Origin of the sequence: Arthrobacter sp. EM1 (assembly GCF_029964055.1) — a bacterium.
Taxonomy (GTDB): Bacteria; Actinomycetota; Actinomycetes; order Actinomycetales; family Micrococcaceae; genus Arthrobacter.
In genome coordinates this window covers 2,609,993-2,625,921 of the sequence record NZ_CP124836.1, presented here as the reverse complement: position 1 = coordinate 2,625,921, position 15,929 = coordinate 2,609,993, and the positions used below count along the sequence as shown (strand labels likewise).

The following is a 15,929-nucleotide window of genomic DNA, read 5'->3' as shown; positions in this document are numbered from 1 at the left end:
CGTGCTGCCCCGCTCCTGCGCCGGGTCGCCCTGCTGCCCGTTTCGCTGTTCTACACGCCGACGAAGTACGGTTAAGGGGTGCTGAAAACTGCCCTCAAACCCCGCTGGATCGCCGGACTGGTGTTCGCGATCGTCGTATCAGGGGTGTTTGTGCTGCTCAGCCAGTGGCAGTTCGGCCGCTCCACCAGGGCTGAGGTGACGGTCTCCGCCACGACCGAGGAACCCCAAGCCCTCACCACGGTGCTGCGGCCCGGCGATTTCTTCCCCGGTTCGGTCGCGGACCAGATTGTCACCGCCACCGGCAGGTACGATCCGCAGAAGCAGGTGCTCGTCCCGGGACGGCTGTACGACGGCGCCAAGGGCTACTGGATCGTTTCGGCCCTGGCCGTCCAGGATGCCCCCGTCCTGACCGGTTCCGCCGCCACACCCCAGACCTGGATCCCGGTCGCCCGCGGCTGGGTCGCCGACCCGGCGGACGCGTCCGCCCCGCCGTCGGGCAGTGTTGCCCTGACCGGACGGCTGCTGCCATCCGAGGCTCCGGTCCCCGGGACCGACGCCGGTCCCGGCCGGGCCAGCGCCGTCTCCGTAGCGGAACTCATCAACACCTGGGAAGTGAGCAGCTACCCCGGCTTTGTCACCGCGGGTTCGGAGCGTTCCGGCGGCAACGACGTCGGCGCGGCAGCCTCCGGAGGGAAAATGAAGCCGCTGAACATCGGGCCGCAACCGCCTGCCGAGAAGGTCAACTGGTTGAACCTCTTCTACGCCGCGGAGTGGGTGGTGTTCGCTGGCTTCGCGCTGTTCATTTGGTGGCGCCTGGTCAAGGACGACTACCGCCGGGGGCTTGAAGACGCCCTCGATGCGGAGTATGACGCCGCGGCGCTGCACCATCCCGAACCGGACCCCACCGAACCGGACCCCACCGAACCGAAAGTGCAATCATGATTGAGCCCCAGCCGGCCGTCCAGCCGCAGCAGTCCAACGTGCCGGGAACCGGGCGCGGCAAGAAGCGCCGATTTGGCGGCACCGAGGCCCAGATCCGCTCGGCGCTGAAGTTTTACAAGGTCCTCGCGTATATGACCGGCAGCATGCTGCTCCTGCTGTGCGCGGAACTTATTGCCCGGTATGTGTTCGGCCAATATCTCTTCGGCGGCGGGACCAACGCCGTCACCGGCCAGCAGTTCGGTTTCGGATTCGCCGACGCGGAGCCGCCGGGGGTGATCGGCGGCGTAAATCTGTCCGTCGCGGTGCTGATCGTGCACGGCTGGATGTACGTTGTGTACCTTATGTCCAACTTCCGACTGTGGTCGCTGATGCGCTGGCCGTTCGGGAAAATGATCATCCTGGCACTCGGCGGGGTGGTGCCCTTCCTGTCCTTCTTCGTGGAGAAGAAGTTCCACGCCGAGGTGGAGGTTGAACTTGCGGCGAACCCGCAGGCCCCCCAGCGCTATTGAGCGGCGCGGTGTGAGTTCGCTTACCCGGCGGCCCATCCGCGGTCCTGGCGGCTTCTCAATGTGCGGGCGGGCGGCGCCGCAAAGTACCCTAGAAGGGTGACTATTCCCACTGCATCCCAGACGTCCCACAAGCCCGTCCTGGTTGTTGACTACGGTGCCCAGTACGCGCAGCTGATCGCCCGCCGCGTCCGGGAAGCGAATGTGTATTCGGAAGTGGTTCCGCATACCTACAGCACCGAGCAGCTCCTGGCCAAAAACCCCGCCGCAATTATCCTCTCCGGCGGACCCTCAAGCGTTTACGCCGAAGGTGCCCCCACCGTTGGTTCGGACCTCTTCGAAGCCGGAGTACCGGTTTTCGGGATCTGCTACGGCTTTCAGGCCATGGCCAACGCCCTCGGCGGCGAAGTCGCCCAGACCGGACTCCGCGAGTATGGCGCCACCGAGACCACCACCATCGGCGAAGGCCGCTCCATCCTCGAAGGCATGCCGCAGCACCAGAGCACCTGGATGAGCCACGGCGACTCCGTGCACGAGGCGCCGGCGGGCTTTGAGGTCCTCGCGACGACGGCCGGCGCCGACGTCGCGGCTTTCGCGAACGAGGAAAAGCGCCTCTACGGCGTGCAGTGGCACCCCGAGGTCAAGCACTCGGCCTACGGCCAACAGGTCCTGGAGAACTTCCTCTTCAAGGGTGCCGGACTGGAACCGAACTGGACGGCCGGCAACATCCTTGAGGAGCAGGTTGAGCGGGTTCGTGCACAGATCGGCGATGCCCGGGTCATCTGCGGTTTGTCCGGTGGCGTTGATTCCGCGGTGGCGGCTGCCCTGGTCCAGCGCGCCGTCGGCGACCAGCTGACATGTGTGTTTGTCGACCATGGACTGCTGCGCGAAGGCGAAGCGGAGCAGGTTGAACGTGACTTCGTGGCGGCAACTGGCGTCAAACTCTATGTGGCCAACGAGCAGGAGCGCTTCCAGTCGGCCCTGGCCGGAGTGAGCGACCCGGAGACCAAGCGCAAGATCATCGGCCGCGAATTCATCCGTGCCTTCGAGGAGGCCGAGCTTGCGATCATCGCAGAGGCGGCAGCGCACGGCGAGAAGATCAAGTTTCTCGTCCAGGGCACCTTGTACCCGGACGTCGTCGAGTCCGGCGGCGGTGAAGGTGCCGCGAACATCAAGAGCCACCACAACGTGGGCGGGCTGCCGGAAGACCTGCAGTTCGAACTCGTCGAGCCGCTGCGCGCCTTGTTCAAGGACGAGGTCCGCGCCGTCGGCGCGCAGCTTGGCCTGCCGCAGGAAATTGTAGGGCGCCAGCCGTTCCCGGGACCGGGCCTTGGCATCCGGATCGTCGGCGAAGTGACGAAGGAGCGGCTGGACCTGCTGCGCAAGGCAGACGCCATCGCGCGCGCCGAACTGACCGCCGCCGGCCTTGACAACGAGGTCTGGCAGATGCCGGTAGTGCTGCTGGCGGACGTCCGCAGCGTCGGTGTTATGGGAGACGGCCGCACCTACGGTCACCCGATTGTCCTGCGTCCCGTTTCCTCCGAGGACGCCATGACGGCGGACTGGTCGCGACTGCCTTACGATCTGCTGGCCAGGATCTCCAACCGCATCACCAACGAGGTGGAAGGCGTGAACCGCGTTGTGCTCGATGTGACCAGCAAGCCGCCGGGAACCATCGAATGGGAATAGTCCCGTAGTGGGCGGATGAAATGGCCGGGCTCGTCGGGAGGCCGGCCATTTTCCGTTCGGTCGCCGCATCCCTGGACCGCCCGGCAGCGGGCGGCGGCGGCCCGCGGCACGAGCGGCGATGCTGGGAATTCGGTTTGAATTTGTGTCCCGCCAGTGTTGCGTCGCCTCGCCGGGGCCGGATTCGGGCTACCCTCGAAATTATGCCGGTATGGTCCAGGACGTCCCGCGCGGGCACGAAAAACGTGAGCAGAGTAAACGCAAGCACAGAAAAGAAGGCAGCAGTGTCAGTTGGTCAAGGCCACCCCGAGGGCTCCGAGGAGCTCAGGAAATGGCTGTCGGGGCTCAAGCCGGTCACCGGAGCAGACACCATGCTGCGCTTCACCAAGACGCCTGAGGGCTCCATAGACCTGACCAATGCCCATCCCTCCGGCATGGCACAGTTGATGGCCGGCCGGCGCACCCGGCTGTCCACCTTGATCCGTGATCACCAGCAGTACGTTGTCGCCGCGAGGGCGTCCCGCAACCTGCGCTCCAAAATCTTCGAACTGGCCAATGACCGCGGCATCGACGCGGGATACTTTTCGGCGGGTACCGTCGTGTGGACCTCCGCAGTCGGCGGCAAACCGCAGCGCGTCTCAGCCCCGGTTATGCTCAGTTCCATCTCCCTCACGGTCCGTCCGGGCGAGGACGATTACGAACTGCAATTGACCGAACAGGCCAAGATCAACCCCGCCCTGATCCGGCATCTGAAGACCATCCACGGCATTGCTTTCGACGTCAACGCGGTAACCCGGATGGCGTACAGCACCGCCCGCTTCGATCCCCAGCCGGTCCTTGACCGCCTGAGCACCCTCATCCAGCCCATCTACGGCGCCGAGGTCGAGCACAACCTTCTGGTGTCCACCTTCGCGGACTTGTCCGGAAACCTTGAGGATCCATGGATCAACGAGAGCCATCCCCTAGTGGCGGCGTTGGGACGGGCCGCCGCCGGCCAGCCGTTGCAGGTATCCGAGCTTAAGCCCGGACGGTTCCCAAGCACCGATGAGCGGGATCCCGCGGATGAACTGCTGCTGCTCGACGCCGACACCGACCAGCAGTACGTCGTCGACGCCGTCCGCGCCGGGGACTCGCTGGTGGTCAGCAGTCCGCCCGGCACCGGCCAGACCCAGACAGCAATCAATACCATCGGGACCCTCCTCGATCAGGGTAAGACGGTTCTGGTGGTGGGGGACCGGCGAGCCAGCCTGGGTGAGATCTCCACCCAGTTGGAGACCCTGGGACTGGATTCAGCCCTGTTCCAGCTTGCCGGGAACGCCACTGCCCTGCAGCTGAAGGGCCAGCTCGTCAGGGCCATCGTGCGCAATGAGAAATCCCTCGAGCCCCAGCTCAGCAACCTTCACAGCACTTTGATTGAACACCGCCATGCCCTTCGGGACCATGTTGCCTCGTTGCACAACGTCCGCCAGCGCTGGGGATGCTCTCCGTACGAGGCGATGCAGTCATTGGCCGAGCTGACCTCCATCCAGCCGGCGCCGGCCACCACCGTCCGGCTCAAGCGCAGTGTGCTGGACAATATCCGGGACCGCGAGGAACTCGCTGGCCGGCTCCACCGTGCGGCCGAGCTGGGAAGCTTCAGCAGGGCCTCGACCACAAGTCCGTGGCATGGTGCCCGGCTGCTGACCCGGAAGGAAACCGAGGAAGCCCAGCAGGTGGCCAGCTCCGTGGCCAGGAAGCTGCCGGAACTGCGAGAGCTGATGAACGGTGTCGCAGAACACGCCGAAATCCGCCTGGGCCGTTCGTTTTCGGAGTGGGGGGACCAGGTTGAGCTGTTAGTTGCTGTTCGCGAAAGCCTGGATAAATTCACGCCGGACATCTTCGACCGTCCGGTCCACGACCTCATCTCCGCCACCGCAGCTTCCTCCTGGCGGCGCGAACGGAACATTGAGATGCCGTCCATGCAGCGCTCCCGTTTGCGCCGGGTGGCCAAGGAATATGTCCGGCCGGGTGTCCACATTGCCGACCTGCACAGCTCCCTCGTCCTCGTCCAGGAGCAGCGGGCCGCATGGGCCGACTACGCCACGACGCAGCGGCACCCTGCAGTGCCTTCCGGCCTGGGCGAGATCATCGCCCTGTACCGCGAGCTCGAAGCGGAGCTGGTCGAGCTCGGCCACGCCGTCAGGCACACCGCGGCGGGCGGCGAACTGCATGGCAGCCCCTACGAAGATCTTATGGAGCGGCTGGACGCGCTGGTTGCCGACACCGGGACGCTCGAAACTTTGCCGGAGCGGACCCTCCTGGTCGAAGACATGCGCGAGCATGGCCTGGGCGAACTGCTCGCTGACCTCGCCGAGCGTGAGGTGCCCGCAGGGTCTGTGGCCGCCGAGCTTGAGCTCGCCTGGTGGCAGTCCGCACTCGAAGCCATGATCAGCGGGGATGATTACCTGGCTATGTCCGACGGCGACGCCCTTCGCCAGCTCGAAGCGGAGTACCGCCTCGCGGACAACGCGCACATCGCCAGCGGCGCCGCCAGGCTGCGCTGGCAGCTGGCAGACCGCTGGCGGGCGGCCATCGCAGAACACCCGCGGCAAGCGGAACTGCTGCGCAGCCTGCTCAAGGATGGCCGGGTCACCCTCTCGGCACTGACGGGCCAGGCCCCGGACTTGCTGCCGATGCTGGTTCCGGTGTGGTCCGTCAGCCCTTACCTCCTGTCGGCGGTTTTGCCGGTGGAGCAAAAGTTTGATGCCGTTGTGATCCTTGACGCCGAGGCAACGTCGCTGCAGGCCGTCCTGCCGGCCGTAGCCCGCGCCGTGCAGGTTATTGCTTTTGGTGACGACCGGATTGCCACGCCGCGGACATTCACCGTCGGTGTCGAGCGGCTTGCGGCCGGCGAGAGCTCCCATCAAGGCGTCGAGAGCGCCTTCAAGGCACTCGCCGGTGTACTGCCCGTCTGGAACCTGCGGACGGTCTACCGCGCCGTGGATGAGGACCTTGTGCGGCAACTGAGCAAGGGCTTCTACGACGGCGGACTGCGCAGGTTGCCGGAGGGCCAGTCAGCCACCGGGCTGGACCGTGCCCTCACTGTGGAATACCTGCCGGACGGGACGGGCCTGCCCAGCGCGGACCAGGACGGCGTCGAATCTGTGGTGGCCGAGGTAAACCGGGCCGTGGAGCTTGTCTTCGAGCACGCCCGCCTCCGGCCGCGGACGTCGCTGGCCGTCGTCACCGGCAGCCTCCGGCATGCGGCGCGGATCGGCGAGTCGATCCGGCTTCAGCTGCCCAACTACCCGATGCTTGCCAGCTTTTTCACCGCCGGCGAAGAGTCCTTCCGGGTCGTGGATCTGGAACGTGCCCAGGGACTGGTCCGCGATCACGTGATCTTCTCGCCGGGTTACGGACGCACCCCGCACGGGCGTGCGCTGCATAGCCTGGGCCCGCTCTCCGTCGATGGTGGACGAGCAAGGTTTGCCCTCGCCATGACGCGGGCACGCCGGTCCCTGCACGTGCTCAGCTGCTTCCGTCCGGAGGACCTCGACGTGACCCGGCTGAGCCACGGCGCGGTGGACTTCTATGAACTGCTGGACCGGGAAATCGCGGGTAACTCCGATCTCGGAAGTCCCGCGTCGCGGGCTGCAGCCAGCGAACAGGCTCTCGGGGCCGACCCCCTCGTGGCCGACCTCGGGGACCGGCTGCGGGCCCGGGGCGCACGGGTCTGGCACCAGTACGACGGCGCGCTGAATATGGTGGCCGCGGCCGACCCGTTGAGTACCCTCGGACAGGACGATGCGGAGATTCCGCGGCCCGTGGCCATTGAGTCAGACGGCACCGAACAGTACCGAAAGCTCACCGTCCGGGAACGCAGCAGGCTCCGCCCGCAGCTGCTGGAACGACTCGGCTGGCGCTACATGCCGCTCTGGACCATCGAGGTGTTCACGGATCCTTCGGCCTGCGCCGACCGCATCGGCGGATATCTGGGCCTGGAAAAGCCGGCCGTGACGCACCGTAAACCCACATCGCCGGGGTTCTTCGACGACGACGTCGAAAACCTTGCCGTCAACGAAGCGCAAGCCTCGCGGGGACGGACGTCCGGCATACAGGACAGTGCGCCAGACTACAGAACAGACCAAGGCAGCAAGGAGGCCAGCGGCATGACTGCGGATGGCGATACCGGTAACGGTGGCGAGGCCCAGGACAGCGGACCGGACAATGCGTCCGCGCAGTCGGCGTCGGCGGCATCCCCGTCCGGTGTGCTGCCGAACAAGGCGGCGGAGGATGACCCGCAGCGCTGGGGCGACGAGCCCGGCGGCTACGACCATGACTCGTGGCTGCAAGAGCAGAAGCCCCCGCACTGGGCCTAAGTCCTTTTCGGGCCTGCTCCGCCGGGGCTTTCGGACGGTGAAGCGACTAGCCGGGGACGGCCGTGACGAGGACGAAGAAGAGTTTTCCCTGCGTCGAGGCCCCTGCGAGCCGACGCGCCTGATCGGCGTCGGCGGCCACAACGAGGAGGCCCTCGTTTTCACCTGTCCCCAGCCATGGGCCGGCACGGCTGCCGTGCCCGGAAGTCCACAGCACGGGAACGGCAGCTGCCAGCAGCTGGGATGCGGCGGGCTGGTCGAAGCTGTTGCCGGTGGTGATGACTACGTCGACGAGTTGCCCGGGGGAGAGCAACTGGATCGAGGCCGGATCCGCCATCCGCAGGGGAACTGCGGCCGATCCCGGCGGCTTTCCAGCCAGCAGGCCAGGTCCCACTAGCTGCGAATCTGCGAGTAACTGGCCCTTGCGGAGGGCGACGGCAAGCTGCTGGCCTTGGAGGGAACCAGCGCTCACGAAGCTGCCCGCAGGAACCAGGCCCCTGGGCACGTGGAGGACCGTCAGGTCCTCCACTCCAAGGGACTGGCCGGCTGGGAGATCCCGGGCAGCAGCGAAGGCGGGGACAGTGTCGGCCGGCTCAGGTGTCAGTTGTTGAACCGTGAGGCCGGCGGCGATGCAGAGCAGCAGCGCCACGGCGAGCCGGCGGTTGCGGTTGAGCCATCGGACCAGCCGCCGGCGGGACGGCCTGCCGGCGGGTCTTCGGCCCCGCGGCCTGCCGGCGGGTCTTCGGCCCCGCGGCGGGACTGCTGACTTTGAGGGTGCTGCCGGCGTGGACAGATCAAGGCGGCGTCCCGGGGATCGCCAGCGCCGGATAATAGAGGAGTGTCGCCACGGGTCGATACGGAAGATCTCAAAGAAATCTTCCGGCAGCTTCCATGTGGTCGGGACGGCGGTTCCAATGGGGGCCATAACCCGAAGCTACCCACCGGCGCGCACGCCTGGCAGTTACAGTTCGGTCTATGTGGACAAAGCGGTGTGACGGCCAGCGAGGAGTGGCAGCAGCACGGCCTTCGTAACGGCGCTAGCTTGCGGACGCGCCTGCCGGCGCAGTGGATGCAGCCGGTGCGGGCGCCGGCGTCGGCGTCTGTGAAACGGTGCTGCCCTTTGCGTCGCGCGAGTCCGTCCGGTAAAAACCGGAACCTTTAAAGACCACACCAACGCTGTTGAACTTCTTGCGCAGGGTCCCCTGGCACTCAGGGCAGGAGGTGAGGGTGCTGTCGGTGAAAGACTGCACGATCTCAAAGGCGTGGCTGCAGTCCTTGCAGGCGTATGCATACGTGGGCACTGGAAATCCTCCTCAGGGGCAAACGAGCAGGTCCCGTACCGCCGGTTCGGGATCCCGGCCGGTAGTTCTATCGGCGGAATCCGTCCCTTAGCAGTCGCAGGGCCTGAGTGCTAATTCTATCACCCCCGCGACCGGTCCCCGGCAGCCCGGTGCTGCAGCTGCACCACGCCGGACGGGGTCAGTGCGGCACCCACCTTCCGGTCGAAGGACTCCGCCGGGATGCTTCCGGCAGGGAGCACCTCGCCGTTGTACACAACGGCGGCTGCCGGCACCGGCGGCAACAGCCCGCCGTCGGACGTCGGCGTCCCGGAATACGGGAGTGCGGCCAGCTTCGCCAGAAATTTGTCGTAGTAGCCGCCGCCCTGCCCGATCCGGTTGCCGGAGTAGTCGACCGCGGTGGCCGGCAGGAAAATGCCGTCCGCGCAACGAATCACGGAAGCATCGTGTCGCTTGCCGGCGGGTTCCTGGATCGGCGCGTACCGGCTCCGCGCGAATCGGGAGGCCGGCGTCCAGTAGACCCAGCTCAGCTCCAGGCCGGGCTCGCAGACCGGAAGGAGCAGCCGATGCCCTTCCTGGTGGAGTGCTGCCAGCAGGGGAAGACTTGGCGGTTCCGACCCCACACCAAGGTAGGCGGCAAAAGTGCCGGAGCGGCCGCCCGCCAGGCGGGCTGCCCAGGCAACGCCGTACGTGGCGATTCCGGCACCGGCGGTCGCCAGGGCCGCCGGCGTCAGTGCAGCTCGCCGGGCCCGGTGGCTGGCCCGGGTCTCTTCCTTCGATGCCACGATGCCTTGTCCCTCCGCTGGTGCGGCCGGCAAACCGCGGTTGGTGCCGGTCGGAAATGATTACCTAATGCTTGGTCCCTCCGTTAGATTAGTCGAGTGACTACACCCAACGCTCCCGTCCGCAAGGCCGTCATCCCCGCAGCCGGCCTCGGAACGAGGTTTCTTCCGGCGACCAAGGCCATGCCCAAGGAAATGCTGCCGGTCGTCGACAAGCCGGCCATCCAGTACGTCGTGGAGGAAGCAGTCAACGTCGGTCTGACCGACATCTTAATGATTACCGGCCGCAACAAGCGCGCGCTGGAGGACCACTTCGACCGCGTCCCTACCCTGGAAGCCACCCTTCAGGCCAAAGGAGACACCGCGAAGCTTGAGTCCATCCAGGCGGCCAGCAACCTTGGTGATATCCACTACGTGCGCCAGGGCGACCCGCTGGGACTGGGGCACGCCGTCCTGCGGGCAAAGCAGCACGTGGGGTATGAACCGTTCGCTGTCCTGCTCGGCGATGACCTGATCGATGCCCGCGATGAACTTCTAAGTACCATGATCGAGGTTCAGGCCAAGACCGGCGGGTCGGTGATCGCACTGATCGAGGTGGAGCCGTCAGCGATCAGCGCCTACGGCTGCGCCGACGTTCAGGCGATCGAGGGCGAAGAGTACGTCCGGATCAAGCACTTGGTAGAGAAGCCTGACGTAGACGATGCCCCGTCCAACCTCGCGATAATTGGGCGCTACGTCCTCCACCCGGCTGTCTTCGAGGTACTGGAACGCACCGAGCCGGGACGCGGCGGCGAAATCCAGCTCACCGACGCGCTGCAGGAACTTGCCTCCGGTGACGGTGACGGCTACGGCGTGTACGGCGTTGTCTTCCGTGGCCGCCGCTATGACACCGGCGATAAGCTCAGCTACCTCAAAGCCTGCGTCCAGCTCGCCTGCGACAGTGACGACCTGGGCCCAGGCCTGCGGGAATGGCTGCCCGGCTTCGCTGCGAGCCTTGCTCCCAGCCTGACCAAGTAGCTTCGGTGGGGGGCAGCTTCCACTGGCCGGTGACGCTGGAAAGCGGCGAGCTTGTCTTGCGCCCGATTCGGCACCGGGACCGCAAGGAATGGACGACTGTCCGCTCCCGCAACAGTGAGTGGCTGGCCCCTTGGGAGGCGTCGAACCCGGAGCCTGGCGGTGGTCTGCCGGACTACCGCCAGATGGTGCGGTCCCTCAAGGCGCAGGCCGTGCAGGGTGTTGGCCTGCCCTTCCTCATCACGGCGCGGACCGCCGGATTCCGGGAACCCGTTATTGTGGGACAGCTGACGGTTTCGTCTATCGTTTGGGGTTCGGCGATGATGGCCACGCTTGGATACTGGGTGGACCGGGACCGGGCCGGCCAGGGCATCGCCCCGACAGCCGTGGCACTGGTGACGGACTATTGTTTCCAGAGCCTCGGGCTGCATCGGATGGAGATCAACATCCGCCCCGAAAACGGACCAAGCCTGCGCGTGGTGGAGAAGCTCGGCTTTCGCGACGAGGGCTACCGTCCCCGGTTCCTGCACATCAACGGCGAATGGGCGGACCACCGGAGCTTCGCGCTGACCTCTGAAGAAGTGCCAGGCGGGCTGCTGGCACGCTGGCAGCAGCCCGGACCCAAGTGAGCGGCCGGGCCTTTACCGACAAGCCCGCACGGCATAAATCCAGTCAATTGCCAGTTACCCGGCGACACACCGGGGACAATGCCGCTCCGAGCAGCGCATTGCTCATACGGTTTTGATGTGGACTTCCCTCTTAGCAGCTCTGTGATCCTTGTCATTGCTGTTGCGCTCTGGATTGTTTGGGTTGCTCCGTACATCCTCCGGAACGGACGACACCACCTGCAACCCGTGGGCGAGCTCGTGGCGGACGTCATTGATCTAGAACCAGCAGCCCCGCAAGCCGGGAAAGTCATGAAGATGACGGCCCAGCAGGAGAAACCCATGACCAGCAGCCAGCGCACCGAATCCGTCCGGGGAACTACCCGGCTTGACGGCGGCCGTGGGCCTGCCGCTACGGGCCCGGCTTTCAAGATACATTTCGGTCGGCTGGCCCTCGCGCTGGCCGGTTCGCTCTCGCTGCTGACCGGCGTGGTGTCCGCGCTGTTGGGGGTCTTTGGCCTCGTTTCACTCTGGGTGCCCGTTATTGCACTGCTGGGCACGGCAGCGGCCGTAGTTGTCCTCCGCGGACTCGCGGTCCGTGACCGTCGCCGTAAGGTGAACGCTGCCTTCCGCGCGGCGATGAGCGCTCCGGCGCGCCAGGCAGCGCCGGCCCCGGCGCGCACACCATTGCGGCAATCGGCGGGGGAGCCCCGTGAACGGGCCGAGAACCCGCTCTTTGACGCCCAGGCAGACGATGTTGAACACCCCCCGGCACCGAAGCCGTTGACTGCCCAGGACCTCCGCGAGGCGGCCATCGCGGAAGCTGCGGCTTCGGGCGACACGTCCGTCCGCCGCGCCGCGGGGACCCCGGGTGTTGGAGAATCCAGCTGGAAGCCGGTGGAAGTCCCCAAGCCAACGTACGTGGAGGCGCCGAAGGCCCCCCGTGCCGCTCCTGAGCCGCTCGACCTGCCCGAAGCCCCGAAAGCTGTTGGCAAACCCTCGCTGAAGCAGGGCGTGGTGCAGGCAGCCGCCGGCACCACAGATATGGACTCTGAACAAAAGCCCCTCGGCAAGGCGCAGAGCGCCCTGAGCAACCTCGACGACGTCCTGCAGCGGCGCAGGGCCTGACCACTCGTTTCCGAAGCCCCGGGCTGCTCGCAGTGGCCACCCGGGGCTTTCCTTTTGTCCCGGCGCGTCCGGCCGGAACGGCCGGAACCGGCAGGTCCAAAACGGCCGGAACCGGCAGATCCAAAACGGCCGGGAACCGGGCGCCGCCCGGTAGCCTCAGGGCATGACAAGAATTTGTGTAGCCGGCGGAACCGGCCAGGTGGGCCGGGAAGTGGTGCACCAAGCTGTCGCCCGCGGACACGTGGTGACGTTCCTCAGTCGGAACCCGCCTGAGCCCGGCCCCAACGTCCGGACCAGCGGCGCGGAATACTTTCCGGCGGACGTCGCCACCGGGGCGGGACTGGCGGCAGCGCTGGCCGGCGCGGACGTTGTGATCGATTGTCTGGAGGGGCGCGCAGGCAATGCCTTGGCGCACTTCGCCGACGGCGGCGCACGCCTGCTTGCGGCTGCCCAGGACGCCGGTGTGGCGAGGGCTGTGCTGCTCTCGATCGTCAATTGTGACCGCAGCGCCTTCGCGTACTACGCCTCGAAGGCAGCCAAAGAACAGGTCTACGCGCGGGCCGGGATCGATAGCGTCACGGTCCGGGTGACACAGTTCCATTCCTTCCTCGCGACGATCTTCGCGGCGGGCTCGAAGCTGCGCGTCATCCCGGTCGTCGACGGCGTTAGGTTCCAGCCCATTGCGCCCGCCGACGCCGCGGCTGCCCTGCTCGAGGCGGCGCTTGAACCTTCGGCAGGCAATCGGCACAGTCTCAGGACCATTGGGGGCCCGGAAATCCAGGACATGCGGGACTTCGCCCGGCAATGGAAGGCGGCTACGGGGTCGCGTGGACTTTTGATCCGTCTCCCGTTGCCTGGGGCACTGGGCGAATACCTGCGCGCAGGCCTGAATGTGGTGCCGGAACAGCGCCGCGCCGGTGAAACTTTTAGTGGCTGGTTGGCAAAGAAGCCAGATAGTTTGTAGCCTAGGGACACCGGCAACGCCGTTCCATCTGGACCGGCGTTGCTTCGGGGCTATAGCTCAGTTGGTAGAGCGCTTCGTTCGCATCGAAGAGGTCAGGAGTTCGAATCTCCTTAGCTCCACAACAAAAGCCCTCCAAGCTGCGGAAACGTTCGGTTGGAGGGCTTTTTCCTTGCCCCGGCTATTGGTCGGCACCGGCTCCGCCAGCCGCACGAGCCCTTGGTTCCGACGGTCACCGAGATGTATCGTTGACTATCGTTGTATATCGTTCGCGATTGACTCAAGGAGAGCATAATGCGCAATTCATACCCGGCAGGCGGATTTCGCGGCAACAACATTGACGGCATGTGGGAGGCCGTTGAGGAGTTGCGTTCACGGTTTGAGAAACGCTCCGGCACCCGCGCGGGCCGTGGCGAAGTGCGCTCAGCCGTGCTGTCGCTGCTCGCTGAACGGCCCATGCACGGCTACCAGATCATCCGTGAAATCGAGGAGCGCAGCGGCGGTAGCTGGAAGCCAAGCGCCGGCTCGGTTTACCCGACGCTGCAGCTGCTGGCCGACGAGGGGTTCATTAAGGCCGAGGAATCCAACGGACGCAAGATCTACTCGCTGACCGAAGCAGGCCGGGAGGATGTGGCCGGTGCCGGCGCGTCAACGCCCTGGGAGTCAACAGCTCCGGCGTCGGGCCCGGCATCAGGCCCCGGTTTCGGAGCGCTGCCCAAGGCCGGCATCGAGCTAGCGCAGGCTGCGACCCAGGTGGGGCGCACCGGCTCGCCGGCGCAGGTGCAGGAGGCCGTGCGGGTGCTCGACGAGGCACGTCGCCGGCTCTACTCGATCCTCGCCCAGGACTGAGGGGAGTGGCGTCGGTTCGCCGAACCCGGGCCGATGCGGGACCAGGCGCCGGGGACATCCGGGCCCGCTACCGTCGCATCCTGCGCTTTGCCGCGTGGCATCTTACGGTGACCTGGTGGTTCGAGCTGTTCCTGCCGCGCCTCGGGCTGGCCAGGATTGCCGAGCGGACCAGAACAAGGAGGATGCGGCGCTTCGCGCAGCGTTTCCATGTGCTCGCGGTGGACCTTGGCGGCCTGATGATCAAGGTTGGTCAGTTCCTGTCCTCCAGGCTGGATGTGCTCCCGCCGGAGATCACCAAGGAGCTGGAGGGACTGCAGGACGAGGTGCCTCCGGTTTCGTTCGCCGCGATCCGAACCCTTGCAGAGGAGGAGTTCGGCGCACCCCTGGAGCTGGTGTTCGCCTCGATCGAGGAGACGCCGATCGCCGCGGCGTCCCTCGGCCAGGCGCACCGGGCGAGGCTTCTTCCGGGCGATGCCGCCGACACCGGGTTGGACAGCGTGGTGCTTAAAGTGCAGCGTCCCGGCATCGACGCGATTGTCGACGTCGATCTGGCGGCATTGCGAAAAGTAGGCGGCTGGCTCAGTCACGTGCGCCTGGTCTCCGATCGTGCCGACATGCCGGCCCTGGTCGAGGAGTTCGCGCAGACCAGCCTGGAAGAAATCGACTACCTGCACGAGGCCGCGAACTCAGCGCGCTTCGCGGCTGACTTCGCCGACGATCCCCGGGTGAGTGTGCCGGAGGTCGTCTGGGAGCGCAGCACCCGACGGGCGCTGACCCTGGAAGATGTCACGGCGATCAAGATCACCGACTCCGAAGCGCTCGTTGCGGCGGGCATCGACCCGGCACAGGTTGCCCCGGTGTTCGCGTCGGTGATGTTTGACCAGATGTTCACGAACGGCTTTTTTCACGCCGACCCGCATCCGGGCAACATTTTTGTTACTCCGGCTACGGACCCCGCAACAGAGCGCCCGTGGACGTTGACTTTCATCGACTTCGGGATGATGGGTGAGGTGACGGCGAGTACCCGCGGTGGCCTGCGGAAGCTGCTCATCGCGGCCGCTTCACGTGACGGCCAGGGGTTGGTGACTGCAATCCGCGACGTGGGTGTGCTGGTACCCAGCGCCGATACGGTCGAACTTGAGCGGGCGATGATTCACCTCTTTGCCCGGTTCGGCGGGATGGGCTTCGCCGAACTCCGCGAGGTGGACCCGCGGGAGTTCCGTGATTTTGCGGTCGAGTTCGGCGACGTCGTCCGCTCCTTGCCGTTTCAGTTGCCGGAGAATTTCCTGCTAATCATCCGGGCGATGTCCCTGACGTCGGGGGTGTGCAGCACGCTGGACGCCCGCTTCAATTTGTGGGACACGGTGGAACCCTATGCGGGCCAGCTGTTGCGCGACGAGCGCGGCAACATTGTGCAGGATGTGGCCCAGCAGGCGTTCGACACCGCCGGGTTGGCCCTGCGCCTGCCGAAACGCCTGGACGGGCTCCTGACCCGGCTGGAAGACGGTTCACTGGCGGTTGCCAATCCGCGCCTGGAGCAACAGGTAAAACGGCTAAACCGCTCGGCGCAGCGGATCGCTTCGGTGTTGATATTCGGTGCCCTGCTCATGGCCGGTTCCGTGCTCCGCGCGGACGACACGGTGCTCGGCAATGTACTCCTGGCCGCTTCGGTGCTTCCGCTGCTGCACGGATTGTGGGCGGGGCGCAGCGGCCTCTGAGCTGACCGGCACCCGGCTATAGGCCGGGGGTGCGGATCAGCGCTGATTCCGGCGCTGCATAGGGGCTCCCAGCGCGCTGCGGGAC

13 protein-coding genes and 1 tRNA gene are annotated in these 15,929 nt (G+C 66.2%); 11 read left to right on the top strand and 3 right to left on the bottom strand.

Going from position 1 to position 15,929, the window contains the following annotated elements; genetic code table 11:
* Positions 1–78: 78 nt before the first annotated feature.
* From QI450_RS12080 to QI450_RS12065, 4 genes are all read left to right on the top strand, one after another.
* Positions 79–942: an SURF1 family protein gene (locus QI450_RS12080; RefSeq protein WP_226774001.1), complete on the top strand. Its 864-nt coding sequence runs from the start codon at positions 79–81 to the stop codon at positions 940–942.
* The gene (locus QI450_RS12075; protein WP_226774000.1) at positions 939–1,451 is read left to right on the top strand and encodes a DUF3817 domain-containing protein; all 513 of its coding nucleotides are present in this window, start codon (positions 939–941) and stop codon (positions 1,449–1,451) included. Before QI450_RS12080 ends, QI450_RS12075 begins: the two co-directional genes overlap by 4 nt.
* A 96-nt stretch (positions 1,452–1,547) precedes the next feature.
* Positions 1,548–3,137 carry a glutamine-hydrolyzing GMP synthase gene (gene guaA / locus QI450_RS12070; protein ID WP_226773999.1) on the top strand — a complete coding sequence of 530 codons (1,590 nt, stop codon included), beginning with the start codon at positions 1,548–1,550 and terminating at the stop codon, positions 3,135–3,137.
* A 281-nt stretch (positions 3,138–3,418) separates the two neighbouring features.
* On the top strand, positions 3,419–7,492 hold the full coding sequence (locus tag QI450_RS12065; RefSeq protein ID WP_226773998.1) for an AAA family ATPase: 4,074 nt from the start codon (positions 3,419–3,421) through the stop codon (positions 7,490–7,492).
* Between the two features lie 46 nt (positions 7,493–7,538).
* On the opposite strand, the gene cpaB is transcribed toward QI450_RS12065, so the two are convergent.
* The 3 genes from cpaB to QI450_RS12050 form a co-directional block, all read right to left on the bottom strand.
* Complete coding sequence (gene cpaB, locus QI450_RS12060) at positions 7,539–8,138, bottom strand: Flp pilus assembly protein CpaB (RefSeq protein ID WP_309485680.1); 600 nt, start codon at positions 8,136–8,138, stop codon at positions 7,539–7,541.
* Between the two features lie 388 nt (positions 8,139–8,526).
* On the bottom strand, positions 8,527–8,790 hold the full coding sequence (locus QI450_RS12055) for an FmdB family zinc ribbon protein (protein ID WP_226773997.1): 264 nt from the start codon (positions 8,788–8,790) through the stop codon (positions 8,527–8,529).
* Positions 8,791–8,909: 119 nt separating this feature from the next.
* The gene (locus QI450_RS12050) at positions 8,910–9,572 is read right to left on the bottom strand and encodes a 5-formyltetrahydrofolate cyclo-ligase (RefSeq protein WP_226773996.1); all 663 of its coding nucleotides are present in this window, start codon (positions 9,570–9,572) and stop codon (positions 8,910–8,912) included.
* A gap of 96 nt (positions 9,573–9,668) precedes the next feature.
* Here QI450_RS12050 and galU point away from each other — a divergent pair, with 96 nt between their 5' ends.
* The 7 genes from galU (at position 9,669) to QI450_RS12015 (ending at position 15,844) form a co-directional block, all read left to right on the top strand.
* Complete coding sequence (gene galU / locus QI450_RS12045; protein ID WP_226773995.1) at positions 9,669–10,586, top strand: UTP--glucose-1-phosphate uridylyltransferase GalU; 918 nt, start codon at positions 9,669–9,671, stop codon at positions 10,584–10,586.
* Between the two features lie 5 nt (positions 10,587–10,591).
* Positions 10,592–11,212, top strand: a complete 621-nt coding sequence (locus QI450_RS12040) for a GNAT family protein (RefSeq protein WP_226773994.1) — start codon at positions 10,592–10,594, stop codon at positions 11,210–11,212.
* A gap of 117 nt (positions 11,213–11,329) precedes the next feature.
* On the top strand, positions 11,330–12,316 hold the full coding sequence (locus QI450_RS12035) for a hypothetical protein (RefSeq protein WP_226773993.1): 987 nt from the start codon (positions 11,330–11,332) through the stop codon (positions 12,314–12,316).
* A 163-nt stretch (positions 12,317–12,479) separates the two neighbouring features.
* Positions 12,480–13,280 (top strand): NAD(P)H-binding protein, encoded by an 801-nt coding sequence (locus tag QI450_RS12030; RefSeq protein WP_226773992.1) that lies wholly within the window; start codon positions 12,480–12,482, stop codon positions 13,278–13,280.
* 46 nt (positions 13,281–13,326) lie between these two features.
* A tRNA-Ala gene (locus QI450_RS12025) sits at positions 13,327–13,399 on the top strand.
* 172 nt (positions 13,400–13,571) lie between these two features.
* Entirely contained in the window at positions 13,572–14,126 is a 555-nt protein-coding gene (locus tag QI450_RS12020) for a PadR family transcriptional regulator (RefSeq protein ID WP_226773991.1), read from the top strand.
* 5 nt (positions 14,127–14,131) lie between these two features.
* A complete protein-coding gene (locus tag QI450_RS12015; protein ID WP_226773990.1) occupies positions 14,132–15,844 on the top strand; it encodes an AarF/UbiB family protein in 1,713 nt (570 codons plus the stop codon).
* Positions 15,845–15,929 lie beyond the last annotated feature (85 nt).

Bases quoted from the DNA above. Each gene is read 5' to 3' on its own strand.
- QI450_RS12030 (WP_226773992.1), top strand. From the start codon at position 12,480: ATGACAAGAATTTGTGTAGCCGGCGGAACCGGCCAGGTGGGCCGGGAA.
- QI450_RS12020 (WP_226773991.1), top strand. From the start codon at position 13,572: ATGCGCAATTCATACCCGGCAGGCGGATTTCGCGGCAACAACATTGAC.
- QI450_RS12075 (WP_226774000.1), top strand. From the start codon at position 939: ATGATTGAGCCCCAGCCGGCCGTCCAGCCGCAGCAGTCCAACGTGCCG.